The organism is Ketobacter alkanivorans (assembly GCF_002863865.1).
Lineage (GTDB): Bacteria > Pseudomonadota > Gammaproteobacteria > Pseudomonadales > Ketobacteraceae > Ketobacter > Ketobacter alkanivorans.
The window spans coordinates 738,037-764,638 of the sequence record NZ_CP022684.1 but is presented as its reverse complement, the minus strand read 5'-3'; the positions used below and the strand labels follow the sequence as shown (position 1 = coordinate 764,638).

22 protein-coding genes and 1 pseudogene are annotated in these 26,602 nt (G+C 51.2%); 18 read left to right on the top strand and 5 right to left on the bottom strand.

Annotated elements, in window-relative coordinates; translation table 11 throughout:
• Positions 1-84 precede the first annotated feature (84 nt).
• The 3 genes and pseudogenes from topA to Kalk_RS03055 all read left to right on the top strand — a co-directional run.
• Positions 85-2,697: pseudogene (gene topA / locus Kalk_RS03065) on the top strand (type I DNA topoisomerase); the annotation flags it as partial.
• 518 nt (positions 2,698-3,215) lie between these two features.
• Entirely contained in the window at positions 3,216-4,292 is a 1,077-nt protein-coding gene (locus Kalk_RS03060) for a matrixin family metalloprotease (RefSeq protein ID WP_233716797.1), read from the top strand.
• An 81-nt stretch (positions 4,293-4,373) separates the two neighbouring features.
• A complete protein-coding gene (locus Kalk_RS03055; protein ID WP_101892803.1) occupies positions 4,374-5,516 on the top strand; it encodes a hypothetical protein in 1,143 nt (380 codons plus the stop codon).
• 21 nt (positions 5,517-5,537) lie between these two features.
• Here Kalk_RS03055 and Kalk_RS03050 read toward each other — a convergent pair whose 3' ends face one another.
• Positions 5,538-7,556, bottom strand: coding sequence for a methyl-accepting chemotaxis protein (locus tag Kalk_RS03050; RefSeq protein WP_101892802.1), 2,019 nt, complete (start codon positions 7,554-7,556; stop codon positions 5,538-5,540).
• A 164-nt stretch (positions 7,557-7,720) separates the two neighbouring features.
• On the opposite strand from Kalk_RS03050, the gene Kalk_RS03045 reads away from it, so the two are divergent.
• Positions 7,721-8,236, top strand: a complete 516-nt coding sequence (locus Kalk_RS03045) for a DUF6586 family protein (protein ID WP_101892801.1) — start codon at positions 7,721-7,723, stop codon at positions 8,234-8,236.
• Positions 8,237-8,402: 166 nt separating this feature from the next.
• Complete coding sequence (locus tag Kalk_RS03040) at positions 8,403-8,678, top strand: hypothetical protein (protein WP_101892800.1); 276 nt, start codon at positions 8,403-8,405, stop codon at positions 8,676-8,678.
• An 11-nt stretch (positions 8,679-8,689) separates the two neighbouring features.
• Here Kalk_RS03040 and lexA read toward each other — a convergent pair whose 3' ends face one another.
• A complete protein-coding gene (gene lexA, locus Kalk_RS03035) occupies positions 8,690-9,301 on the bottom strand; it encodes a transcriptional repressor LexA (protein WP_101896192.1) in 612 nt (203 codons plus the stop codon).
• A gap of 160 nt (positions 9,302-9,461) precedes the next feature.
• Positions 9,462-9,791, bottom strand: a complete 330-nt coding sequence (locus tag Kalk_RS03030; RefSeq protein WP_101892799.1) for a DUF6763 family protein — start codon at positions 9,789-9,791, stop codon at positions 9,462-9,464.
• Between the two features lie 333 nt (positions 9,792-10,124).
• On the opposite strand from Kalk_RS03030, the gene Kalk_RS03025 reads away from it, so the two are divergent.
• The 7 genes from Kalk_RS03025 (at position 10,125) to Kalk_RS02995 (ending at position 16,137) form a co-directional block, all read left to right on the top strand.
• Positions 10,125-11,354 carry a hypothetical protein gene (locus tag Kalk_RS03025; protein WP_233716795.1) on the top strand — a complete coding sequence of 410 codons (1,230 nt, stop codon included), beginning with the start codon at positions 10,125-10,127 and terminating at the stop codon, positions 11,352-11,354.
• 103 nt (positions 11,355-11,457) lie between these two features.
• On the top strand, positions 11,458-12,132 hold the full coding sequence (locus Kalk_RS03020) for a TetR/AcrR family transcriptional regulator (protein ID WP_101892798.1): 675 nt from the start codon (positions 11,458-11,460) through the stop codon (positions 12,130-12,132).
• Positions 12,129-12,614 (top strand): L,D-transpeptidase, encoded by a 486-nt coding sequence (locus Kalk_RS03015; protein WP_101892797.1) that lies wholly within the window; start codon positions 12,129-12,131, stop codon positions 12,612-12,614. The genes Kalk_RS03020 and Kalk_RS03015 overlap by 4 nt, the downstream gene beginning before the upstream one ends.
• 55 nt (positions 12,615-12,669) lie before the next feature.
• A complete protein-coding gene (gene nagZ, locus Kalk_RS03010) occupies positions 12,670-13,716 on the top strand; it encodes a beta-N-acetylhexosaminidase (protein WP_101892796.1) in 1,047 nt (348 codons plus the stop codon).
• Positions 13,717-14,829 carry a mechanosensitive ion channel family protein gene (locus Kalk_RS03005; protein ID WP_101892795.1) on the top strand — a complete coding sequence of 371 codons (1,113 nt, stop codon included), beginning with the start codon at positions 13,717-13,719 and terminating at the stop codon, positions 14,827-14,829.
• Complete coding sequence (locus Kalk_RS03000; RefSeq protein WP_101892794.1) at positions 14,826-15,383, top strand: hypoxanthine-guanine phosphoribosyltransferase; 558 nt, start codon at positions 14,826-14,828, stop codon at positions 15,381-15,383. The genes Kalk_RS03005 and Kalk_RS03000 overlap by 4 nt, the downstream gene beginning before the upstream one ends.
• Positions 15,384-15,408: 25 nt before the next feature.
• Positions 15,409-16,137 carry an S-methyl-5'-thioinosine phosphorylase gene (locus tag Kalk_RS02995; RefSeq protein ID WP_101892793.1) on the top strand — a complete coding sequence of 243 codons (729 nt, stop codon included), beginning with the start codon at positions 15,409-15,411 and terminating at the stop codon, positions 16,135-16,137.
• Positions 16,138-16,140: 3 nt separating this feature from the next.
• Here the strand turns inward: Kalk_RS02995 and Kalk_RS02990 are convergent, their stop codons facing one another.
• Positions 16,141-17,016 carry a CsiV family protein gene (locus Kalk_RS02990; RefSeq protein WP_158643280.1) on the bottom strand — a complete coding sequence of 292 codons (876 nt, stop codon included), beginning with the start codon at positions 17,014-17,016 and terminating at the stop codon, positions 16,141-16,143.
• A 54-nt stretch (positions 17,017-17,070) separates the two neighbouring features.
• On the bottom strand, positions 17,071-20,541 hold the full coding sequence (gene mfd, locus Kalk_RS02985) for a transcription-repair coupling factor (RefSeq protein ID WP_101892791.1): 3,471 nt from the start codon (positions 20,539-20,541) through the stop codon (positions 17,071-17,073).
• A gap of 224 nt (positions 20,542-20,765) precedes the next feature.
• Here mfd and Kalk_RS02980 point away from each other — a divergent pair, with 224 nt between their 5' ends.
• The 6 genes from Kalk_RS02980 (at position 20,766) to Kalk_RS02955 (ending at position 26,601) form a co-directional block, all read left to right on the top strand.
• A complete protein-coding gene (locus Kalk_RS02980; protein ID WP_199768004.1) occupies positions 20,766-21,215 on the top strand; it encodes a phasin family protein in 450 nt (149 codons plus the stop codon).
• Between the two features lie 459 nt (positions 21,216-21,674).
• Positions 21,675-22,091, top strand: coding sequence for a tetratricopeptide repeat protein (locus Kalk_RS02975; protein ID WP_158643279.1), 417 nt, complete (start codon positions 21,675-21,677; stop codon positions 22,089-22,091).
• A 117-nt stretch (positions 22,092-22,208) separates the two neighbouring features.
• Complete coding sequence (locus tag Kalk_RS02970) at positions 22,209-23,084, top strand: tetratricopeptide repeat protein (protein WP_101892789.1); 876 nt, start codon at positions 22,209-22,211, stop codon at positions 23,082-23,084.
• Between the two features lie 123 nt (positions 23,085-23,207).
• Positions 23,208-24,509: a GGDEF domain-containing protein gene (locus tag Kalk_RS02965; protein ID WP_101892788.1), complete on the top strand. Its 1,302-nt coding sequence runs from the start codon at positions 23,208-23,210 to the stop codon at positions 24,507-24,509.
• A 75-nt stretch (positions 24,510-24,584) separates the two neighbouring features.
• Positions 24,585-25,799: a GGDEF domain-containing protein gene (locus Kalk_RS02960; RefSeq protein ID WP_101892787.1), complete on the top strand. Its 1,215-nt coding sequence runs from the start codon at positions 24,585-24,587 to the stop codon at positions 25,797-25,799.
• A 10-nt stretch (positions 25,800-25,809) separates the two neighbouring features.
• Entirely contained in the window at positions 25,810-26,601 is a 792-nt protein-coding gene (locus Kalk_RS02955) for an NAD-dependent deacylase (protein WP_101892786.1), read from the top strand.
• Position 26,602 lies beyond the last annotated feature (1 nt).

The window sequence follows — 26,602 nt, the reverse complement described above, 5'->3', positions numbered from 1 at the left end:
AATGAAACAACAATATTGAATCGTAGAGGTCATATTAGGCCTCCGATGAACCCTTTTTGCACCAGTAAGGTTGGAAAGTATTCTATGGGAAAGTCACTGGTAATCGTGGAATCGCCCGCTAAGGCGAAAACCATCAATAAATACCTGGGCAAGGATTTCGTGGTGAAATCCAGCGTGGGTCATGTGCGTGACTTACCTACCAGCGGTGGCGGTAAAGCAACCGTAGATGCTGCGGAGCGTGCCAAGCAGGCGGCGCTTACCCGCAAGATGCCGCCGGAAGAGAAAGCCCGCTATAAAAAGGAAAAGGCCCGCACCGCGCTGATCGGCCGCATGGGGGTCGACCCCGAGCATGGTTGGACCGCTAACTATCAAGTGTTGCCAGATAAACAAAAAGTCGTAAACGAACTCAAAAAGCTGGCAGAACAGGCTGACACCATCTATCTCGCGACGGATTTGGATAGAGAGGGGGAGGCCATTGCCTGGCACCTGCGGGAAGTGATCGGCGGCGATGATGATCGTTACAAGCGCGTGGTGTTCAACGAAATTACCAAAACCGCCATCAAAGAAGCGTTTCGCGAGCCTGGCAAGGTCAATACCAACCGGGTTAACGCCCAACAAGCCCGCCGCTTTCTGGATCGCGTGGTGGGTTACATGGTGTCACCGCTGCTGTGGGCCAAGATCGCCCGTGGCTTGTCTGCAGGCCGTGTACAGTCTGTAGCCGTAAAGCTGGTGTCAGAGCGCGAACGTGAGATTCGTGCCTTCATTCCAGAAGAATACTGGGAAGTGTACGCCGATACTGCCACGGCCAAGCAGGTGCCACTGCGTTTGCAGGTAGCCAAACACAACGGTGACAACTTCCGCCCGGTAAATAAAGAACAGACCGACAAAGCTCTGGCGGTACTGGATAAGGCCAGTTACACGGTTGCTGGCCGCGAAGACAAACCCACCAAGTCGCGTCCCGCCGCACCGTTTACCACTTCAACCCTGCAGCAGGCTGCCAGTACGCGCCTGGGTTTCAGCGTAAAGAAAACCATGATGATGGCTCAGCGGCTGTATGAAGCCGGGCACATCACCTACATGCGTACGGACTCCACCAACCTCAGCGCCGAAGCGGTCAATAGTCTGCGCGATTATATTGAAGGTAACTTTGGTACCCGCTATGTGCCCGAGAAACCACTTTCCTATGCCAGCAAAGAGGGCGCACAGGAAGCTCACGAAGCTATTCGCCCTACGGATGTGAATGTGTCCGCAAATGGCATTTCCGGCTTGGAGAACGACGCTCAGCGCCTCTACGACCTGATTTGGAAGCGCTTCGTAGCCTGTCAGATGCCTCCAGCGGAGTATTTGAGCACCAATCTAACCGTGAAGGCCGCTGATTTCGAGCTGCGCACCAAGGGCCGCATTCTCAAATTTGATGGTCATTTGGCGATCAATATGCCCGGCAGCAAGAAGTCCGATGAGGATATTGAACTGCCGGATGTTGCCATCGGTGAAACTCTGGATCTCAAGAAACTGGATCCCAGCCAGCACTTTACCAAACCACCGGCCCGTTTTTCTGAAGCAAGCTTGGTTAAAGAACTTGAGAAACAAGGCATCGGCCGCCCCTCAACTTATGCCTCAATCATATCCACCATTCAGGATCGTGGTTATGTGAAGCTGGAAAACCGCCGCTTCTATGCCGAAAAAATGGGTGACATCGTCACCGACCGCCTCAACGAAAACTTCGACAACCTGATGGATTACAGCTTCACCGCCAAAATGGAGGAGCAGCTGGATGAAATCGCCGAAGGCAAGTTGGAATGGAAACAGGTGCTGGATAACTTCTATGCCGATTTCAGAACCAAACTGGAAAAGGCAGAAGGCGAAGATGCCGGAATGCGCACCAATCCACCAGTGGAAACCGACATTGAATGCCCTGCTTGTGGTCGACCCATGGCCATTCGTACCGGCAGTACCGGTGTGTTCCTGGGGTGTACCGGTTATGCGCTGCCGCCCAAGGAGCGTTGCAAGGAAACCATCAACCTGATCCACGGCTCAGAAACCATCAATGCCGATGATGATGAGAGCGAAGCCAAGGCATTGCGCGAGAAGCGACGTTGCCCGAAATGCAGCACGGCCATGGAAAATTATCTGATCGACGAAAAACGTAAATTGCATGTTTGCGGCAATAGCCCCGACTGTGAAGGTTTTGAGATCGAGCAGGGTAACTTCAAGATTAAAGGCTATGATGGCCCCATCGTGGAATGCGATAAATGCGGTTCTGACATGCAGCTGAAAACCGGTCGCTTTGGCAAGTACTTTGGCTGTACTAATGCAGAATGCAAGAACACCCGCAAGCTATTGCGTAATGGCGAAGTAGCACCACCTAAAGCTGATCCCATCCCTATGCCGCATTTGAAATGCGAAAAATCAGATGACTACTTTTTGTTGCGGGATGGGGCATCCGGTTTGTTCCTTGCGGCAAGCCAATTTCCCAAACATCGAGAAACCCGTGCGCCGCTAGTGGAAGAAGTAAAATCAGCGGGCGAGCAGCTTGATCCGAAATATCATTTCTTGCTGCAGGCACCTGTAAAGGATCCGGCGGGTAACAAAGCCGTTATTCGTTACAGCCGTAAAACCAAATCACAATATGTGATGACAGAGAATGAAGAGGGTAAGGCTACCGGCTGGTCTGCAACCTTTGATGGTAAAAAGTGGATTGAGAAAGCGGCGGCGACACCAGCCAAAAAAGCAGTAGCGAAAAAGTCTACCGCCAAAAAATCCGCAGCTAAGAAAACCACTACTAAAAAGGCAGCGGCGAAAAAAACCACCGCCAAGAAAAAGTAATCTTCATAAAAGTAATTATGCCGCTCCTGTGGCGGCATAAAGTCACTACCGGTTGCGCACTTGTTTTGATAGCCAGTGTGCAGCCGATATCTTCCCTGTGGTTCTGATACGTTCCTGAATGTATACCCTGTCACATTTCTAACGGCCCATAATCAACTTCTTCAACCCGACATTGTTCCCGGCCTTTTTAATTTTTCACCGTTAATATTTCTCTGCGTTGAGAGTATTGCTCTCGCTTTTATGGGCCATAGGCTCACTGCAGTAATACAGCAGTCCGGTGCTTTTGGGGCGTTAATGCTGCTGATGCTGTGAAATGTTGTTCGCTAGTATTCGGCGACCTGAAAAGGAATCAGGCACGAAAACTTTCACTTAAAAATGGAGATTAAAAAGTGAAACTTAAACATTCAATCTATGGCGGTGCTGCCGCATTGGCCTTTGCAATAAGCGGTGTTGCAGAGGCATATACGTTAATTACTTGTAATGGAAATAACATTCGCTGGAATGGCAACAGCGCCACCATGCGTGCCAGCAATGTTGGGTTTCCATCCGGTAGCAGCTGGCGATCTGCATTGGGCAGCAGTATCAGCTTGGTAAATCAAAACCCTTCAGCATTTGATTACGGTATTGTCTATGGAGACACCAGTGTTGGCTTCAATAATGGACAGAATGAAATCTGGTGGACAAGCGGGTTTGGTGCGCCTGCTATTGCGAACTGGTGGATGAACTGTAATACCGGCCGCTTTACTGAAGTGGATATTCGCTTTGATAATACGGTTGCGTACACCACCTCAACGTCCAAGTCTTCCTTGTGGCCATACGGCGGAAGTTATCGCCCATTCCATACCACCGCGATTCATGAGCTGGGGCATGGTGTGGGTTTAAGTCATACTGCCACGACTTACAGCATCATGGGGCAAGACTGGGATCATATACATGCCAATGGCAGCACAGCTCGCGCTTACTTTGGTGAGGATGCATCCAGCGGGGCAGTTGCACTATACGGTCTGAATCCAGGGACGGTGGAAGATCTTGGTGTTGCCCAGTGGAGGCATACCGGTTCAAGCGGCGAATACAGTACGCATGCTCGCACACGAGTACTGACCAGTGCTGGCGGTGGCGTGAGTTATTCTACGATCAATGGGGAGCCTCGTTATAACGTGACAAAGGGGCAGACCTATAGGCTTGAATTCAGCTTTGAGAATAATGGTGAGAGTTACCAAAGCACCAAGGTGGGTTACTATGTTTCCACCAACGATTATATCTCGACGGTTGATACTCCGCTCAAAACCATCTCGATGGGGCTGGGCCGCAATACGGTTTACACCTATCAAACCACAATAACCATTCCTAGTACCTTGAACTCGGGTCAGAATTATTGGTTAGGCACTATTATCGACAAAGACAGCACCTTGTCTGAAGTGACCGAGACCAATAACCGCACCTACTTGGCGATCCGTGTCAACTAAATGATGCTGGTGGCGGTATCTGCGTATTGATGCAGGTGCCGCCGTTACAGCGCAACTTAACGAGTTACCCAGGAATGCGTTATGTCGAATGCTATCTTAACCAAAGTTTCCAAGTCCTGTTCTGCATTATGCGGAGCCGTGATTTTTCCCCTGTTGTTTTTATCTCAAGCCGCGATCAGCAGTACGGTGGACGAAAAAGTAAAATCTGCCGATTTTGTATTTCAAGGCATTGTGGTCGATGTGCAAACTCGTTTCTCAGAGCGTCAAAGCGAATCTGATCCTGCTATACCGTACCGGTTTGTTACCTATGAAGTGAATCGAGTGCTGAAGGGCAACTATCAGAATAACCTTGTTACATTGCGTTTTCTTGGCGGAGAAAGCGAGGATGGTCAGGTGTTATTGATACCGGGCCAGCCGTTGTTCGATGTAGGTGATCGAGATCTGCTGATGGTAAAAGGCAATAATCGTTTCCCTTGCCCACTGGTGGAATGCGCCCATGGGCGCTACCGGTATCTAGGGGGAATGGTCGTGAACGAACTTGGGCAGCGACTGTATCTGGATGCCAACGGGCAGATCGTGATGGGCGAAAAGATCGAAAATGAAGATTTGAATACCAACCAGTTGTCTGAAAATGTGAAGATCGAAACACGGGAAGTGAACGAAATTGATCCCGAAGAGATTCCAAGTGTCAGCGAACAATACCCCAATGCCACCACAGCAGACCCTGACGGATTTGTGGAGCATATGGATGATAAGATTCGCCAGAATCACACTGAAGAACAGCTGGCAAACCTGCCTCCGTTTGAAAGTTCTGATCCTGATCAGCCGTTTACAGACGAAACCTATGAAATGGGCGGAGTGGCTGCAGGCATGCCACCAGAGCAGGGCGGTGAGTTTGCGGACGACATGCCTGAAGATGAGCGTATCGAAAGGGAGTTAGAGGCGGCCATTCTGGCTGATTTTGAACAGCGTAATCTAACCCCGGAGCGTCAGAAGGAGTTGTTGGCCCTGAATAAAGCGATGGAGCAGAAGCACCCTGAGTTCTATGTTGAGGAGCATGGCGTGGAAGTTATCGCCAGTGCCAGAGCAGACTCTAACAATTTAGTGGCTAGCCCAAAAGCAGATCGCGCCGTTGATGAAAGCAATTGGCTGGGCTGGTTAGGCTTGACGCTGGTGGTTGCAGGTATTGGTTGTGGGTTATGGTATAGAGCACGCCGGAGTTGACCTCGGCGTGACACCGTATCACTACACTTTAAAACGGGCGAGCTGGTCAATCAGTTCGCTCAGAGAGGCCAGCATTTCTTCTGAGGAATGCTGGGAGTTCTCTGCAGCGCTGGCTGCATCCTGTGCTCGAGAATTGATGGCCTGAATACTGGAAAGAACATGATTCACCGACTCGGTTTGTTGGAGCGTTGTGGCAGAGATGGACTGAGTGCGTGAATTAATGGCGCTTACACCTTTCAGAATTTCTTCCAGCTTTTCGGTGAGGTTGTTAGCCGTGCTTACTGATCTTTCGGTTACATCAACACTGACCTGCATCGAAGAGACGGCCTCTTGCACGCCGGACTGTATTTTGCCCAATACATCGTCGATTTCAACGGTCGCCTCATGACTGCGCTGGGCAAGGGTGCGGACCTCATCAGCAACCACAGCAAAACCTCGACCCTGTTCACCGGCGCGAGCAGCTTCAATAGCGGCGTTGAGTGCTAACAGGTTGGTTTGCTCGGCAATGCTCTTAATAACTGAAAGGATGTCTGTTACGCCACGGCTTTGTTCTGCCAGGCGCTCTACCACCTGCATAGACCCATTCACATTTGCAGTTAAATCGGCGAATCGTTTAACCGCTTCTACAACCAATTGCTGACCTTCGCGGGCGCTTTCATCTGCATCTTCTGCTGCACCGGCAGTCAGTTCGGTTTCCCGTGCGACCTCTTCAGCGGCAGAAGACATTTCCTCCATAGCATGGCTGATCTTGGAGGTTTCTTCGGTTTGCAGGCGTACGATGTCAGTGTTTTGATCGGCCAGTTCTTTTACGTGGCGTGCGTGGCTGGCAACTGAATCACTGCGCTCTCGTGCTGCTCGAATCAGCTGCTTCATTTGCTTGACCATATCGTTAAAATTGCCAATCAAGGTGGCAAATTCATCATGAGTCTGGTTTTCAACCTCTACGGTCATGTCTCCGCTGGCCACCCGGCCAGCACTGCCCACCATATTGTTGATGCTGCGGCTGAGTGTCACGTACAGGCCAAGGTAGAGGTATGAAATTACTGCCAGCAAAGATAGAAGGCTTACTACCAGAAAGATTCGGTTGGTTTCTTTGGCTTCCAGACGAACCTGTACGGTCTTTAGGGCGCGCTGGAGAATGGAGTTTTCGATCGTGTGGGCGGTGGCAATGAAACCACTGACACTGTCATTATATTGCTGCCAGGTCTGGCGATCTGAAATAGCCTCTACTACTTGATCATTAAACAGATAAAGCAACTTACCAGCAGCATCCACAAAATCGGCAGACCCGCTGACGATTGGGGCATCAGGGCGCTGCTTGCGTATCTTTTCTATGGACTCCTGAAACTCGGTAAACACGGTCTGCGTATTGAAAAACGTAGCGTCCACCTCTGTAAATGTAGCGCTGTCCATGAAGGGCGTATTGAGGGTATTGTTGCCGTAACCTCTGAGTTTGCTCAGTTGCCCCAATAGCGGGCGCACTTTCTCAAAATAGAGGCCAATATCACTGGCTAGATTGGGGTCGGTGTCGTTGGACAAACCACTGCCTTTGCTGATTTCAAATACAATGGAGTCGATTTCATTGACCAGGCTCCCATACGAGTTTATATACTCGCGAAGCATGATTTGAGAGCCAAGATCTTCTTTGTAGGCTGCGTCTCTTGCTCGCATTAGGCGTTCAATTTGAGAGGGTTTGACCAAGTGGGAGTCTTTATACTGACGGGCAAAGATCTCCAATTGCTCGTTTATGGCGCTGCGCAATTTGTATATCTTACTGGCTGTTGCCTCAGATCGGTCGTAGTTGTAAGCCATCATTACATCCCGCAACTCAGCGGCAGTGATCGAGATGGCGTTTAACTCGTTGATTACATTGATGCCCTTGGCTTCAGTTGCAGTGACCTGAAGATCCTGTTCAAGCTGGTTCCAGAGCTGGAAGCTAAGCAGAACAATAGGGCACATGAACAGAACACTGATCAGCATGAACTTATAGTTGTATGTCAGCCGGTTCATTATGAACGTGGCTAGCCACAGTATTTTCATTATGGTTATCCGCTTTACTTCAAAACTTGAAAAAAATCAGCAAACTATGTGCGAAATTCGTGCTTGTATTTGAAAGTATAGTTAAGGATTGGAAATTATCCGCACTAGTGGTTTTTTCTGGGTCTGAGTAGAATAGTGAATCATATCTAGGAGTTAGCTCTCACATGGCAAAGCACATGCTAAGCGGGTCAAATCAGAAGCGTTATTTTGCTCGCTTCTATCTGGAAGCGATTGAAAACATGGAACATGATGAGTCGGTTATCAACCGCAAAGCGCTGCTGGCTGCGCATCGGGAATCGTGTTTGTTTCACTTGGTTGGGGCTTACCGTTGCTTTATTTGGGAAGTGGCTAATACCTATGATGAGCCCTATGACGGATCAACCTCGCTGGGAGAGTTTTTGCAGCAGGCGAGCGATAGAGGTAAGTCAATCAGTGAATTGCAACGTGTTTACCAGCTGGAATCCAATCAAGGTAGTTGGTTGAATGACATGATAAGGGTTTGGCAACAGATCAATCAGGTAAACCCGCAAGCCAATAGCACACCCAAGGAAGCTGTCAATTTGAATGCCATTGAGGTTCGTGTGATGACGGACATCGATGAGTTTGCGCAACTGCATGATTGGTATAACAATCTTTCAAATATGATAGATGAAATCAGGCAACTTCTGTCTGAGTGGTAGTAATTTTGTATCAGTGAAGGGGGGGATTTATTTGTGACAGCAACACCTCGCATGTTAGTATCTCCGCCGATTGAGCAGCGCTTTTAAGGTGATTTTTCCGATAAAAATCGATATTTTTGGAATTTTTGCTGTTGCTTCAAACACTTCCATGCAAAAGGTTTGTTTAATGTCCTCTCTTTTAGAAATTGTTGAACTTGAGTCCGGTGAAATTGTATTGCGTCGAGCAGACGGAGTAGGTTCGCCTTTAGTGGAAATCAAGTTTTCCGATGAGGTTCGCGTGCTGCTATCAGAGCATTCTTTGGATGTCGGCAAAGCGATGGTAAGCGCCGGAGTGCAGGCCGTGGGTGAGGTTTATGGCCATGTGCTGGAAGCCCATGAGGATCGCAGTGACTCTTCTGCTATGGCAGAAGAGTTTGATGATGTGTCCGGCGTGCTGCATTAACAGGCATTTGTTTAGATTCCGTCACGAACGATCCCTACCGCCAATCCTTCAATTTCAAAATCATCGCTGCGACTGTCCACCTCGATGGGCTCGAAGTCTGAGTTTTCGGGTAACAATATGATTTTGTTGCGTTTGCGATCAAAGCGTTTGACGGTGACTTCGTCACCAATGCGCGCCACTATGATTTGACCTTTCTGGGCATCCTTGGTTTTGTGTACGGCCAGTAGATCCCCCTCTAAAATTCCTGCATCTATCATGCTTAGCCCTTTTACCCGCAGAAAATAATCTGCCTTGGGTTTAAAGAAGCTGGGGTTCACCTCGCAGCGCCCGAGTATGTTTTCCTGCGCCAGTACCGGTTGCCCTGCAGCCACTTGACCAATGATGGGCAGGCCTGGCTCTTCATCATCATCCTGACTGATTAAGCGAATGCCGCGAGATGAGCCGGGCAGCATTTCGATATAACCCTTGCGGGCCAGCGTGCGCAGGTGTTCCTCTGCTGCGTTGGGTGAGCGGAAGCCAAATGTAGCCGCGATTTCCATGCGAGTTGGCGGCATGCCGTCTTCTTCGATATAGGTCTTGATCAGGGCGAGAATTTCCGCCTGTCGCTTGGTCAGTTTTTCCATGCTGTCGCCCATTGATGTTAGGGGGAGTTGGAGAGTAGCTGTTAGTTTATACAGTTACTGTTATTATATACAGCAGGTTTGAAATTGAAAATAAAAATGTTAATTAATTCAGGGCATTAAAAAGGGGCCCGAAAGCCCCTAAAGCGAGGTGGGGTGGAACTCAGTAATCGTCGTAGACGCGCACGCCTCCCGACTCAAAATCATCAAACGGAAAATATTCATTGTCGTGTTCGTTACTTACACCGCTAAACTCGTGATCGTCACGATCCTCCTGATCTATTTCATAGGGGCCGGACCAGTCTTCAGGTTGATCGATTACCTTCAGGCGTAGCTGAACGAAGGCCTCCAGCTCGATTTCCTCCAGCTCACCGTCAAAATACTGCAATGCCAGCGTGCTGCTGTCGTCATCTATGGAAACCACTTCAAACAGGGTTTCCTGTTCTGTGTTTTCATACCACACGCCAACTTCTGGTTGAATACGTTTCAACATGGCAGCCTCACTTGAGTTTGATCCGCTCCATTACTATTTTGTGGCAGTATGGCGCAGACTGAAGATTCGACACGAAAATATTTAGGGTGCCGTGCCTCTAAGGATTGTCTGTAATCGCGGCGGGTCGGCTATTACTCCACCAGAAACATAGGCTTAGCCATGACAGCCTGCTAAACGCTGCTATTTTTATATACGTCTGCGCTAAACAGATGCAGCTAAGGTGCATAAAAATCTAAAGCCCGTAGGCAGGGTGATCGGTTGACTGGGCCTGATAAAAGCGATAGCGTGACGTTTCGTCATTTTGTGACAGGGTGATACTTTGGGAGTGTGTGAATGAGGTCGCGAGTCGTTTTGGTTGCATTGATTCTGCCTTGGCTGACGGTTTCGGCTGTGCAGGCGGGAGATTGGGATTTTGAGCTGGGGGCTGAATATCGATACTTGCCGCAGAATCCACCTTATGGTGTGGGTGATGATGCGGCCTCGGTCAGTGTGCGGGGGGAATACGTGCATGATTGGAATGATGGTGCGGATTTATTCCAGTTTGAGGCGTTTTATCGCTGGTCGGAGGCCGATGACGAGCGAACCCATGGGGATATTCAGGACTTGGCCTGGATTCATGTGGCAGATGATTGGGAGTTGCGCAGTGGGGTGCGAACCGTATTCTGGGGTGTTACCGAGTTTCAGCACTTGGTCGACATCGTTAACCAGTCGGATCTGGTGGAGCGCACAGACGGCGAGGCCAAATTAGGCCAGCCCATGATCAATCTTTCCTTGGTATCCGACTGGGGCATCGTGGATCTGTTTGCTCTGGTAGGGTTTCGGGAGCGCACTTTCCCTGGGGAGGATGGCTGGCCCAGGGGGCCTTTGGTGATCTCCAGCGATGATGCGGATTACGAGTCTGGCGCTGAAGACAAGCGGGTCGACATTGCGGCACGCTGGTCTACCTCCATTGAAGCATGGGAGTTGGCGTTATCCTACTTTGGTGGCACCTCTCGCGACCCTGAGTTCCGCCGTATCAATGCGCAGGGTGAGCCGGTTCCTTTCTATCCGGTCATAGATCAGTTCGGGCTGGAGCTGCAATATAACTACGATGCCTGGTTGTTGAAAATGGAGGCGTTAAACCGCAGCGGCACTGAGTCAGGGCGATATTTCGCCACGGTTTTTGGGTTTGAGTACACACTCGAAGGCCTGTTTGATGGCGTCTCGGATCTCGGAATTGTGTCCGAGTACAATTATGATGAGCGCGGTAAAGAGAGCCCATCTTCCTACTACCTGGAAAACGACATTGCCTTGGGGTTGCGTTGGGCCTTGAATGACGAGGCCTCCACCGAGATGTTAGGTGGCATTATTTATGATCACAAGACCAACGAGCGGGTCTTCAGTCTGGAAGCCAGTCGCCGCCTGGGCGACGTCTGGATGGTGAGCCTGGACGCTTTATTTTTTCACAGCAAGACCCCGCCCAGCCAGGATGATCTGGCCAATGGCTCTTTCGATCCACTCTATAAACTGGCTCAGAGTAGCCGCAATGACTTGCTCCAATTGGAGTTGATTCGGTATTTTTAATGACCGGTTTTCTTGACAGGGACAGTTTGCAAACGTAAGTTTCAAACGATCGTTTATGGTGGTTCGAAGCCCGTTGTTGAACCCCTGTCAGGAATCTTGAGTTATGGCACAAAAAGAAACGGTAGAGCGAATCCTGGATGCAGCGGAGGCACTGTTTGCTGAGCGAGGGTTCGCTGAGACCTCATTGCGCACCATCACCAGCACCGCCGGGGTTAACCTGGCAGCGGTCAATTATCATTTCGGCTCAAAAAAGGCACTGATACAGGCGGTTTTTGAGCGGTTTCTGGAACCTCTGGTGGCAGAGATTGACCGTCGTTTGAGTGAGTTGGAACAAGAGCCCGAGTCCATCAATGTGGAGTCATTACTTCGGGTGCTGTCAGGCTCCATTTATGAAGTCCATGGCCGTAATACTAATCGGGCTACCGCGTTTATGCGTCTGCTGGGTTTGGCGTATACCCAATCCCAGGCCCATGTGCGTAATTTCATCAGTCTGCGTTATGGGGACGCGTTCCAGCGCTATGCACGGCTGTTGAAACCGGCATTGCCTGGGGCTACCGCCGAGGAGCTGTTTTGGCATACCCATTTTGCTCTGGGCACGGCGATCTTCACCATGTCTAACTTTGATGCCTTGCGGGCCATGGCGGTGAACGACACCGGTCACAGGGGGTCAGTCGACTTTATTGTTAATAGTCTTACCAGCTTTATGGCGGCGGGTTTGAAAAACGCCTCCCATGCCGAACCTCCGGCCCAGGCTCGGCCCGAAGACCAACCTTTATGACTGAGCTTGAGATACGGATATCGATTCAGAAGCAATTACTGCAGCTTTGGCAAGGTGAAACCATGCTGGCCAGTTGGCCCGTTTCGACGGCCTTGAAAGGCACAGGCTACCAGTCCGGCTCCAACCAGACCCCGTTGGGGAAGCATCGTATCCGAGCCTGTATCGGTGCTGGTCAGCCTGAGGGGGCGGTGTTCGTGGGGCGTAGGCCCACCGGGGAAATCTACAGCCAGGAGCTGGCCCAACAGTACCCCCATCGGGACTGGATATTGTCCCGCATTCTCTGGCTGTGTGGCGAAGAAAAGGGCGTGAATCGCGGCGGCAACGTGGATTCCCAGCGCAGATACATTTATATTCATGGCACCCCGGACACTGAACCAATGGGCGAGCCGCTTTCCCATGGTTGTATTCGTATGCGTAATGCGGATGTTATCCACCTGTTTGAACAGGTTGGGCCGGGTGACAGAGTTATCATCGCGCCATAACCCTTGGCATTAGCCTCGGGTGTTCAGAGCACAAAATCAGGAGTTTGTTGTTGCCATGGTCATGGGCCCACTCATGCTGGACCTGGAAAGCACGGTTCTTTCCAAACAGGATATCAAACGCCTTCAGCACCCCGGCACGGGTGGCGTAATACTGTTTTCCCGTAATATCGAGTCTGTGGCCCAGGTGCGTGACCTGGTTGCTGCGGTGCGCGATGTGCGCCCCCAGTTGCTATTGGCTATTGATCAGGAGGGGGGCAGAGTACAGCGGATTCGTGATGGCGTAACGCGCCTGCCTCCGCTGGCTCGTTTGGGGGCGTTATACGATCAGGACACCGGCGCAGCATTGGTTCGGGCCCGTGACTGGGGCTGGTTGATGGCCTCAGAAATGCTGGCATTGGGATTGGATATTTCCTTTGCACCGGTACTGGATCTTGAGGTTGGCCGCAGTTCAGTTATTGGTGATCGCTCGTTACACAAAGATCCTGCGGCCGTTGTGGCGCTGGGTCGGGCCTATGTGGCGGGTATGCACGAAGCTGGCATGGCAGCCACCGGCAAGCACTTTCCGGGGCATGGCTGGGTGGAGGCGGATTCCCATGTGGCGATACCTGTGGATGAGCGGAGCCTCGAGCAAATTACATCGGTGGACATGCAACCATTTACGCAGTTGGCCGCTGAGATTGATGCGGTCATGCCTGCCCATGTTATTTACACCAATGTGGATCAGCAGCCTGCGGGCTTTTCTTCTTTCTGGCTGCAAACCGTACTGCGTGAGCAACTGCGCTTCAACGGCGTGATTTTCAGTGATGATCTCACCATGGAAGGTGCCGCAGTAGCCGGAGGTTATGCCCAGCGGGCAGACGCAGCATTGCAAGCGGGATGTGACATGGTGTTGGTGTGTAATAAACCCGATGGTGCAGATGAAGTCTTGAACTGGCTGGAAACACAAGGCAAACAGGCAGATCAGGTTCGGCTACAGGCGATGTTGGCTCGTCAGCGTCCGGTTTGGGAGGCGCTGCAGCAGAGCCCCCGTTATCAAAACATAAGACAAACCATTAACAATCCGTTGAATAATCTATCTATTGAAGAATCAGGAGCGCAGTAAGTGGATACGCTAGAGCGATGGTGGCAGCATTTGAACGGAAATCAGGATTGGGTTTTACAGGTGTTCGCGGTGATATTTATCACCTTGCTGGCCAATTTTATTGCCAAGAAATTTTACGATCGTCTTGAAATACAATTTTCCAAAACCAAAAACCTGTGGGATGACGCATTGCTGTGGGCGGTGCGCAAACCTTCGCGGGCCTTCATGCTGATCATCGGCACCCGAATGGCTGCAGAAATCATGGAGCCCATGATGGATGAGTCCATTAACAACCTCGTAAAACCTGCCTTTCTGGTGATGATTATCAGTGTGGTGTTATGGTTTGTGATCCGTATGATTTCCAAAGCCGAAGAGCTGCTGAAAACGCCCGGTTATACCCAGCAGCCTTTAGATGAAACCACGGTAACGGCCTTAGCCAAACTGCTGCGCTTATCGGTGATTATCACCGGTGGTCTGGTGATTGCCCAGTCGATGGGCATCTCGGTGTCTGGTGTGTTGGCCTTTGGTGGTATCGGTGGCATCGCAGTGGGCTTTGCAGCCAAGGATCTGTTGGCCAACTTTTTTGGCGGTTTGATGGTGTATCTGGATCGGCCTTTTTCTGTTGGTGATTGGGTGCGCTCACCGGATCGCAATATCGAAGGTACCATCGAGCACATTGGCTGGCGTCTTACCGTTATTCGCACGTTTGATAAGCGTCCGCTTTATGTGCCGAATTCTACCTTTACCAGTATTGCGCTGGAGAATCCGTCCCGTATGAGCCACCGTCGGATCTATGAAACCATGGGGGTGCGATACGATGATGTTGCCAAGTTACCGAGCATTGTCAGTGCCGTGAAAGCCATGCTTGCAGAACATCCTGAAGTTGATCACAACCAAACGTTGATTGTGAACTTTAATCAGTATGGCGCCTCCTCGTTGGACTTTTTTATTTACTGCATGACGGTCACCACCAATTGGGTCAAATTCCATGAAGTGAAGCAGGATGTGTTGTTTAAAGTTGCTGAAATAGTGCAGGAGCATGGCGCTGAGTTTGCCTTCCCAACGCAGACTTTGCATGTGATCGAAGGGGTCGCCCAAGACAGCCGTACCGTTAAGACAGAGGAGCCAGCATGAGCGTGACAGTAGCAGAAGTGGATGCTATTTGGCGGGAAGCCGATTGTATCTGGACCGAGCAGCAGATCGATCGGGCGATTGAAGCCGTAGCCCAGAAAATTGAGGTCGATCTGGCGGATAAGAACCCATTGGTGTTGGTGGTTATGAAAGGTGGGCTTATGTTTGGCGCTCGCTTGATGATGAGTCTGCGTTTTCCACTGGAGATGGATTACATTCATGCCACCCGCTATGGCATGGAAACATCGGGATCGGAGTTGTTGTGGAAGGTGTTGCCTCAACACAGCCTGGAAGGGCGTCATGTACTGGTGGTGGATGACATCCTGGATGAAGGCCAGACACTGCATAAAATTTTGGAGAGCTTCAAAACCCAAAGTGTCGCGTCGCTGCATTGTGCCGTGCTGGTTGACAAGGTTCATGATCGAAAATACGAGCCCGGTTTTAAGGCAGATTACACCTGTCTTGAGGTGCCGGATCGATTTGTGTTCGGTTATGGCATGGATTACAAAGGTTATTTGCGCAATGCCGACGGCATCTACGCAGTTAAAGGCTTATAAAAGACGTAATTGAGGTGTTGCTGGCATGAGTTTGATTGCAATAGTAGGGGGGACTGGCCTGACTGAACTGGAAGGTTTGGAACGGACTGAGTCCAGAGTAGTGGACACTCCCTACGGAGCGCCTTCTGCTCCATTGGAATTTGGGCGTTTTGGTCAGCAGGATGTAGTGTTTCTGGCTCGCCATGGCAAAGGTCATACCGTGCCTCCCCATCAGGTGAACTACCGCGCCAATATTCAGGCCCTGAAGCAGGTTGGCGTGAGCGAGATCATCGCCGTTAACGCAGTGGGAGGTATTAATGCCGCAATGGATGCAGAGAGCCTGGTGATACCGGATCAGATCATCGACTATACCTGGGGGCGCGAGTTTACGTTTGCAGGTCAGGGCAATGTAATTCATGTCGACTTTACGTTTCCCTATACGGAGCGTTTGCGTCAGGGCTTATTGGCAGCTGCCGGTAAACTGAATATCAAGATTCACGATGGTGGTGTGTACGCAGCCACCCAAGGGCCGCGCCTGGAATCCATCGCAGAGATTAATCGTTTGGAGCGGGATGGTTGTGACATTGTTGGCATGACCGGAATGCCGGAAGCATCGCTGGCCCGTGAGGCCGATCTTGAGTATGCCTGCCTGTCTTTGGTGGTGAATATGGCGGCGGGGCGAAGCGATGGCATTATAACCATGGAAGACATTGAACAGGCCATCAATAATGGCATGGGCAACGCTCGGGCCATCATTGCGCAGTTTTTAAGTTAACCGTTAGCGCAGGCTGATCGGGGTGGCATCCATCATGCTCTCTGGGGCGTCGCTTGCTGGTGTGGTGGATGGCTCATAGGGCACCACCTTAACCAGCAGGCCAAACATGGGGTTGTCCAGATAGTGCAACTCACCGCTGCGCATTCGGCGTGACTCATTCAGCACCACTGTGCGCACCGATTCATAACGGGTCACGGTTTCTGAGTAGCTGGGCTGGCTGCCAAAATCGATATCCTGATAGGCGGGCGCTGCGCTGGGTTCAGACGGATCAAAATCCCCACCAAAACTGTCGGCCACGGTGTTAGTGCTTTCCCACCACGGAGCGATCATTTCCACTTGCTGGATGTACTCTGACAGCCACAGGTCAGCCTTCATGTGTAGATAGCGGGATACGGTCAGGGTTACGCTGCCTTCCAGCTCAAAGTAACCACCAAACTCGTCACCTGCCTGAATCAGTACAGGAATAGCTTGTTCTTTGTCCAGTGCGGGTTGTTTCCAGCTGGCGCTGGTCATGATCTCATAGTTAGAGCTGAGCTGAATGCTGCGCAGGGCCTGTTGAAATCCTACATCTGTGGGCTTTGAGTTGCGGAAGGGGATCGCTGCCTGCTCAACTGGTCCAGTCTTGCCATCACCGGTTGTTGCTGGCTCCAGCGCGGGTTCAAGCTCCAGAATGCCGTGGGGAAACGAAATGTTCAGCGTGTCCGGCGTGGGCCATCTTTCATTGCCCGTAGGGCTGTTACGATGCTTGAAAATCACCAGAGAGACTTCATACCAGGGCGTTATTGTTGCCTCGTCGGGGGTGGCTGACGTTGCTGAAACGGGCAGCATCAGCAACAGGCTGCAAAGGGACAGGGCAATATGGGGTCTGGTGTTCTTCATGCGTGATGTCATGCTCAACCGGCGTTAAATATCAATATTGATAGTGTGAAAGCGTTACCCTTTGGGGCCAGCGCTGAGTTTTTGCAGCAGTTCGTTAATCATGTCCAGCCGCTGCTCGGCGGTTTCGGTCTCTATGGCGAATTTTAGCTTATCGGCACCGTCCAGTTTATAGAACTGGGGCTGAATTTGTACCATTTTTACGATGGTCAGTGGGTGAACCTGAGTGTCCGGCCCAAACTCGACCCGACCGCCCCTTGGGCCTGCATCCACTTTGCTAAGGCCAAGCGATTGCGCACGCAGCTTGATTTTGGTCAGTTGGAACAGATTTTTGGTGGATTCCGGCAGCGAGCCAAATCGGTCCACCAGTTCAACCCGCAACTCGTCCAGTTGATCATCATCCCGAGCGTTGGATATGCGTTTATACGTAATCAACCTGGTGTGTACATCCCGCACGTAATCCTCGGTGATCAGGGCGGGGATGCGTAGATTGATTTCGGCACCATGCTTAAGCGGTTTGTCCAGATTCGGGGTTTTGCCTTCTTTAATCGCTTTGACAGCGTCTTCCAGCAGCTCCATATAGAGGGAGAAACCGATACTGGTCATGTTGCCGCTTTGCTCTTCTCCCAGCAGCTCACCGGCACCACGAATCTCAAGATCGTGACTGGCCAGCGTGAAACCCGCTCCCAGATCATGGGCTTCGGCAATGGCCTCCAGACGCTTGCGGGCATCGGCGGTGATGGCTTTGGGGTTGGGGGTGAGCATGTAGGCATAAGCCTGGTGGTGAGATCGGCCCACGCGGCCTCGTAGCTGGTGCAGTTGAGCCAGCCCGAATTTGTCAGCCCGGTCGATGATGATGGTATTGGCCGAAGGTACGTCGATACCGGTCTCGATGATGGTGGTGCACATAAGCAGGTTGTAACGCTTGTGGTAGAAGTCGGACATGACCTGTTCCAGCTCCCGCTCCCGCATTTGGCCGTGAGCTACGATGATGCGGGCTTCCGGCACCAGCGCCTGAATTTCTTCGGCGCGGCGATCAATGGATTTGACCTCGTTGTGGAGAAAATACACTTGCCCCCCTCGCAACAGTTCACGCAGGATGGCTTCTTTGGTGACTGCTTTGTTGTCTTCCCGCACAAAGGTTTTGATGGAAAGTCGCTTGGCCGGTGGTGTCGCGATGATGGACATGTCCCGCACTCCAGACATCGCCATATTCAGCGTACGGGGAATGGGGGTGGCGGTCAGGGTGAGCATGTCCACATCGGCGCGCATTTCCTTCAGGCGCTCTTTGTGACGCACGCCAAAACGGTGTTCTTCGTCCACGATGATAAGGCCCAGACTTTTGAATTGAACGCTTTCCTGCAGTAGCTTGTGGGTACCCACCACGATATCTACTTTGCCGTCTTCAATCAGTTTGAGGGCTTTGGTTTGCTCTTTACCGGTACGGAATCGAGACAACACTTCAACCTGTACTGGCCAGTCGGAAAAGCGATCCTTGAAGGTCTCGTAATGCTGTTGCGCCAGCAGAGTGGTGGGCACCAGAATGGCGACTTGTTTGCCGGTCTGTACGGCGACGAAGGCAGCGCGCATGGCCACTTCCGTTTTACCAAAGCCCACATCGCCACACACCAGACGGTCAGTAGGTCGATCGGAGGTCATGTCTGCGATCACGGCGTCGATGGCGGCCTGTTGATCCGGGGTTTCTTCAAACGGAAAACCTTCACAAAAGGCTTCGTAATCCTGGCGGTTAAGGTCGAATGCATGGCCGGGTTTGGCGGCTCGGCGAGCGTAAATATTCAGCAGTTCAGCCGCGGTGTCGTGAATCTGTTCGGCTGCTTTGCGTTTTTCCTTGGTCCACTGATCGGTACCCAGTCGATGCAAGGGTGCCATGCTGTCGCTGGCACCAGAATAGCGGCTGATCAGATGCAGAGACGACACCGGCACGTAGAGTTTGGCTTCATTGGCGTATTCGAGGGTCAGGAACTCCTGTTTCTGGCCGTCGATTTCCAGTGTCTGCAAGCCCTTGTAGCGGCCGACACCGTGATCTATGTGTACTACCGGGTCGTTGGGATTTAACTCGGTCAGGTTGCGGATTACGTTTTCGGCGTTGTCATCGCCACGTTTGCGACGACGGCGCTGCATGACACGGTTGCCAAACAGCTGGGATTCAGTGATCACGCAGACACTGGGATCATCCAGTACCAGCCCGGCACTTAAAGGTGCCACAGCGATCATCACGGCTGCTTTTTTCTCTGCCAGAAAGTCGGCCCACCGTTCAGCGGGTTTCGGCTTGATGCGGATGCGTTGCAGCAGATCCAGCAGGGTGTCGCGTCGGCCGGCAGATTCCGCTACGAACAGAATCCTGCGCTGTTGCTCCTTGGCCCCCATGCAATAGGCTTCCACATGCATCAACGGATTGGTGGCTTTGGCGTTGATGGGCAGATCGGGAGGGGTGCTCAAGGGCAGGTCGGTGTGGTGATCTTTATCTACCTCCCCCAGGCCGCTGCGTACGCTCACTCTTGGCAATTCTTTGAGGGCACGGTTCAGTTCATCGCTGGCCAGAAACAGGTTTGCAGGCGGCAGGATCGGGCGCATACGGTCGTAGCGCAGCTCTTCATAGCGATTGTTGCAGTCAGTCCAAAAATGGTCGGCGCTGCTTTGCAGTGTTTCCGGTGTGAAGGCCAGCGTATGGTCTGGTAAATAGTCAAACAGCGTGGCAGTACCTTTAAAGAACAAAGGCAGATAGTACTCAATACCGGCACTGGTAATGCCATCGCTTATGTCCTGATACACAGGGCAGCTGCGGGGATCTGCGTCGAACTGTTGTTTAAAACGCTCTTTGAATCCGCTGATGGCTTGATCGTGGAGGGGGAATTCCTTGGCTGGCAGCAGGCGGACTTGCTCAACTTTATCGATGGAGCGCTGAGTCTCGGGGTCGAAGGAGCGCAGGGTGTCGATTTCGTCGTCAAATAACTCAATTCGGTAGGGCACTTGGCTGCCCATGGGAAACAGATCCATGATGGCGCCGCGAACGGCGTATTCGCCATGATCCAAGACGGTGTCAACGGCACGATAACCAGCCTGCTCCAGTTGTTTCCTGACCAGGTGCAGCTCAAACTTCTGGCCTATGTCCAGCAGCAGGGTCTGGCTCGCAAGAAACGACGGCGGCGCGATGCGGTGCATGAGTGTGGAAACCGGCACAATAAGAATGCCCTGAGTCAGTGTTGGCAGCCGATTCAGCGTTGCCAGCCGCTGCGAAATTATGTCCTGGTGGGGGGAGAAACTGTCATAGGGCAGCGTTTCCCAGTCTGGAAACGTCAGCAGCTCCAGATTTTTATCGGCGTAGAAGGGGATTTCCAGTTCCAGCTGCAGGGCGCTCTGGGTGTCCGGTGTGATCACCAGAATCAACCCTTTGTGGTGGCGGGCGGACTGTGCCAGTGCCCACGCCTGCCCACTGCCTTTCAGGTTGCTCCAAATCCGTTGATCGCCGGGTTTGCTGGGAAAATTATCAAGAAAATCAATCGTCATGGGATGCTGTACGGTGTTTGCGCCAGAGGAAAGCCCGCATTGTACATGCTTTTCCCTCCGGTTGAAGGCCATGACCCCCGCTGTCCATCAATCTAGTATGAATATTCTAAAGTGGCTTGTTAAAGTGGTACGATTGTCGTCCACATGACGAATGTAGAATCATTTAAACCGATGCCTCGTGATTTTGTCGCTTCGGTACGTGCAACACAGCAAGAGAGATCATCATGGGTGAGAAAAAGACATCAGGATCAGACAAGCAGGTAAGCCAGATAGCAGAACATATGGCGGATCGCGTAAAGGAATCGGCCAATCAAATCTGGTTGGCCGGGCTGGGTGCGTATTCAAAAGCCGAAGAAGAGGGCGGCAAACTGTTTGATTCACTGGTTCAGGATGGTGAGAAGCTAGAAGCTAAGACCCGTGCCATTGTCGATAAGCCGCTGAATGTTGCCAAGGAAAAGGTTGAAACGGTACGTGCTCGTGCCACAGGATCTTGGGAGAAGGTCGAAAAAGCATTTGATTTGCGGGTCTCCAAAGCATTGCATCGACTGAACATACCCACCCGTGCCGATGTGGATAACTTGAATCAGCGTATTGCCGAGCTGGAACAGCTGCTCGGTAAGGTGGAGAAAGCCGCCGTCAAACGCAGATCCAGCTCTGCCAACGGCGCCAAATAATAAAAAAACCGGCTCAAGCCGGTTTTTTTATGCCTCCATTCTGTAGATAGTGAAACCTAACCGACTTGTTGTTAACAGGCTGTATCACTTCCCACATATTGTTAAGAAGTTGATGTAACTTGCTGATATTTTGCTTTGGTTTTCGTAAGGTATTGAAAAATATGGATATTTTATTTGGTTAGATATTGATCAATCTGTATGGGTGTTAGATCTGCTGGAGGTTTCGGCGTCTTGTCACCAAAACATCCACAGAGTTTTCCACAGAAAATGTGGATAGTTTTCGCGTCTATTAATCGAGTGTATCGAAATATGAATTCCGTGTTGGCAACGGAGTTTAATGGGAGTAGCCTATGCGCCCATTGTTAATCCAGGCTTGGGGCCCGGCTTTCATAAGTACTGTATTTGAATGGATCAGTGGTTGGGGAAATGATTGCAGATAGCATTAACAATGAGTGCAGCATGATTGCGCGTTTTTCGTTTCGCGCAGCGAATCGCATCATCGATATTCAAAATCAGCGCGGGCGTATTTATCCGTCGCGTTTCTCGCTCAAAATGTTGCAGTATTCTGCTGATCACGGTCATCTTTCCGCGATGTCGCAGTTGGGCTGTCTCTTGTATCGTTCAGGTGTCGGGCGGGCAGTGAAGCGTAGTGGGCTCGAATACATTCGTATGGCTGCCAAGGCAGGTGATACCGAAGCCCAGTTTCAGTTGGGTAAGGCCTATTTCGATGGCAGCCTCACTCATCAGGACAGTAAAGCTGCAACACACTGGCTGGCTTTGGCCGCTGACCGGGGGCACGCTCAGGCCGCAGAGGTATTGTCAGAATGTCGGCGTGAAGATGAAGCCGGCAACAGTAGCCCAGTCGCTTTGGCATAAGCTGGATACGCAGATTCGTAACGTAGCTTCATCGCATAGTTTCTTTGACTCCATCTGGCGGTGCGGTTACTCTCCTATCCCAATAACAGCATTAGTAATATGTGAATTGGGATAGCCATGTCAGAAACAAATTACATCGTCGACGTAAACCCGCAGAATATTAATGATGTGGTGCAGTTTTCTGCGCGCATGCCGGTGCTTTTGGATTTTTGGGCCGAGTGGTGTGAGCCATGCAAGGCGCTGGCTCCTATTCTTGAAAAAATTGCCCACGAGTATGCGGGCCAGTTCATTCTCGCGAAAGTCGATGCCGATGCCAACCAAATGCTGGTTCAGCAGCTGGGTGTTCGTGGCGTTCCATCATTAAAGTTGATCGTGCAAGGGCAATTGGCTGGCGAATTGAATGGTGCCCAGACCGAATCGGAAATCCGTGCATTACTCGCACCTTATCTTGGTGACGCCCCAGAAGCTGATGACCAGGAAGAAGACCTCTCCAACGACTTTTTTGCCCAGATAGAAAGGGCTCGTCGCATGGGTGCATACGACCAGGCCATAGAAGCATTGCAGTCAGCGATTGCAGAGCAGCCCTCGGAGCTTAAACACCAGGTGTTGATGGCGGAGGTGTTGATGGATGTTGAGCGGCTGGAAGAAGCTCAGCAGGTTCTGGATAACATCAGTGACGATAAGGCTAAAGCCGCTACATTGGCACGCTTGTTTTTTCTACAGGAACTGAAAGGTTTTGAAACGGTAGAATCCCTTCAATATCGTGTCGCGCAGAACAGTGATGATCTGGAAGCAAAATATTATCTGGGTGCCAATTGTGTGTTGGCCGGTGAACCGGATGCCGCACTGGAGCTGTTTTTGGAGATCGTGCAAAAAGATCGCGAATTCAAAGAGGATGGTGGGCGTCTGGCGATTTTGAAGTTGATTGAACTGATGGGGAGCGATCCGGTTGTTGCCAGTTACCGCCGCCGCCTGTTTGCCTGCCTGCATTGATCAATACAGCCGCTGCTTTAGTGCCCTCTAGCAAGAGGGCATTTTTGTATTAGCGCACAGGTTTTTCTACTTACTATACTGTTAGAATAAAACTAATAACGCTCGCAGACAGCAGGTACATGAGTGGAAAATTCGCGACACTCCCTGTCCCCTGAAGGCCCCAACGGCCCAGACGACCACGAAAGTCAGCCTTTGGTTCGCTCAGAATTGCATGGACAATTTTATGTGAACCGAATGCGGCTGCGGTTTGCCGGTGGTTTAGAGGATCGCTACCGTCGTTACTGCGGATTGCGTGATCGACGCTATATTCGTCAATTGGTCAACATACTGGTGGCCCTCTACGCACTATACGGTCTGTTCGACTGGTTGCTGCTGGGCGCTCAAGTAGAACCTATTCTCAAGATTCGATATGCCATGGGGCTGCCAGGTCTGGTGTCCATTTGGTTTCTGGTGCACTCCCGTAAATTCGATAGTTATTTGGACAAGCTGGTGGTGTTGGGGCTGTTCTGGTTGTCTGTCACCACGTTGACAATGATAAGAGTGGTGCCGGACGAGGCCAAAGGCCTTTATTTGATCAGTGAGCTGGCGATTATTATGGCAGGTCTGACCATAGGTAAAATGCGCTTCTGGCCTGCATTAACCAGTGGTTTGCTTTTTGTGGTGAGCTATCTGCTCATATTGATGCCATTTGGTGGTGTATTTTCGTTCTTGGCGTACTACCTTTTTCTAAGTGTTGGCGCGATCGGTTTGTGTTTGCTGGCGCAATACAGCAGTGACCGTTCCAGTCGCCGAGAGTTCTTGCAGAAGTTGCTTATCCATCGTAAAAACCAACAACTCAAAAAACTGAATTCCCGATTGAAGGATCTGGCGGAAGTTGATCCTCTTACCGGGATTGGGAACCGACGGTCGTTCGATCAGGTGCTGGATGAAGAATGGCGTCGTGCTCGACGTCGGGGTTATAACCTGGCGATTCTGATGTGCGATATCGACTTCTTCAAATCCTACAATGACAGTTTTGGGCATCAGCAGGGTGATCTCTGTATTCAGCAGGTTGCTCAATGCATGAAGCAAACGGTGCGACGTCCGGGTGATCTTGTTGCCCGTTACGGTGGAGAAGAGTTTGCCGTTATTTTGCCTGCTCTGGATAAAGAGGAGGCTGCCAACGTGGCGCGAGTCATATGTCAAAGCGTCAGAGATTTAAGAATTCCGCACCCCACTTCCCATGCTAATGAGTTCGTTACTATCAGTGTGGGGGTGGCGGCCGTGTTGCCGGATGAGGAGAGTGTCGCTTCTGATCTGGTGGGGCTGGCAGATGAAGCACTGTATTTGGCCAAGAAAAACGGACGCAACCGTATCCAGGTGTATCGCCCTGCCGTTGAGTCAGGTCAGAAGTTGATGGATTCATCGCCTAAGTCTGTTGGTTAACGCTCTTTGTTGGCAAGCACGGGAACGAGGGGGTAAACTGAAATTTTACTGGGTTTCGATTGCGCGGTCAGGGATGTGGACAATAATAAGCGATACACAGAAGTAACAGAACAACTGGCGAACCTTCGTTCCGGTGCGTGGTTGGATATGGGCTTTTCGAAGGAACTTGAAGCCCGATACCAGGAAGCGCAAATGGACTGGTACCGGGAAACCATTCGTATATCGTCCTTGCTGGCGGTTTTGCTGTTGTCCACCAGTTATGTGGTGGAGTGGAGCACCGGCCTTCATCTTAGTGTGTTTACATTAGTGGTTCGAGGTGTGGCCATCGCGGCGTTCCTTGGCACCTATCTATATGCGCGCAAGTCCAAGCGCATGACCTGGAAATACTGGGTTGTCACCGTCAATACGCTGCTGGTTTCAGCCAGCCTGCTGCTGATGGCCCAGGAGATCAGCCAGCCCATAAAAATGATGTATTACTGCAACGTGTTTTTTGTCGAAGTTGTGGTGTTCACGTTTGTGCGCCTTCCGTTGAACTTTACCAACACGCTTGGGTTGGTGCTGTTGTTGATGGTGGGTGGCACAGTGTATCTCGACACCATGAGTTTGGATGTGTCGGCTCATGTGTTGTTTTTCATGGTGAGTGGAACCCTGATTGCTGTGATGGTTTCCATTAAAACTGAGAAAATGTCTCGCGGGAGTTTTCTAAAGTCAGAGCTTATCCAGCATGAGAAGAATCAATTGCGGGAGCTCAACGATCATATTAACGAGGAGGCGAGCCTGGATCGTGTGACCCGGCTGATGAACCGCGTTTCCTTCGAAGATAAATTGCTGTCCAGTTGGAGCTTTTCTACCCAAAACCGTCAATGGCTGGTGCTTGTTGCGGTGCATGTGGAGCATTTTGCGTACTTTAACGAACAGCGTGGGGCCGAGTGTGGTGATGATCTGCTGCGTGAGATGGCACGCAAGATACGCACGGTTTTACTGGATAAAGAAGATTGCGCCTGCCGCACAAGCGGTGGCCGTTTTGTAATAATGTTCACGGGGACTGAGCCGATGGTGAACAGTCAGTTAGAAAGCCTGCGTGAGAAACTGTCCCATATCAATGTGTTGGATCGCTACCCGGCGATGGGTGAGGTGGTGCGGTTATCCTGGGGTAGAGTGACGCTGGAGCCGGATACGGATCGTGATCCAAGGGGGTTGATTGATCGTATGTTTATGCATCTGGTGCCTTTAGAAAGTACTGCCCTGTGTTGTCGGGAACAAAAGCAGAGCGGCGGCGGTAATCTGTGAGACTCTCTTAATGAAACAACCTGATTTTACGGAAATTGCCGATCTGATAGACCAGTCTCACCGTATACTTTTCATTACGGGGGCTGGCCTTTCGGCGGATTCTGGTTTGCCGACCTATCGCGGTATTGGTGGCTTGTATGATGATGCTGACACTGAAGAAGGCATGCCCATTGAGGTTGCATTGTCCGGCGATATGTTACGGCAACGGCCAGAGATCACCTGGAAGTACTTACTGCAGGTAGAGCGTGCTTGCCGTGGTGCCGGTTTTAACCTGGCGCATCGGTTGATTGCAGAGCTGGAGCGTCTAAAGCCTCAGACCTGGGTGTTAACTCAGAATATCGATGGCTTTCATCGAGCGGCTGGCAGCCAACAGTTAATTGAAATTCACGGCAAGGTGGGAGAGCTTAGCTGCCCCAAATGTCACTATGAAATGATCGCAAACGACTACAGCCAGATCGATGGAATGCCGATTTGCCCCCGATGTCACGGCGTGATGCGCCCGAATGTGGTGCTGTTTGGTGAGATGTTGCCGGAACCTGCGGTGGAAGTGTTACATCGTGAGATGATGCGAGGGTTTGATCTGGTGTTTTCTGTTGGTACGACCAGTGTGTTCCCTTATATTTCCCAGCCGGTGTTTGAAGCGCGTAAGTGGAATGCCAAGGTGATTGAAATCAATCCGGGTATTACCGAGGTCTCGCCGTTTGTACACTACAAGTTGCCGATGCGTGCAGTTGAGGCAATGGAAGCGATCTGGGAGGCCATGGGGCAGCCTGTGCCGCAACAGCAAGCTGCCTTGAGTTAAT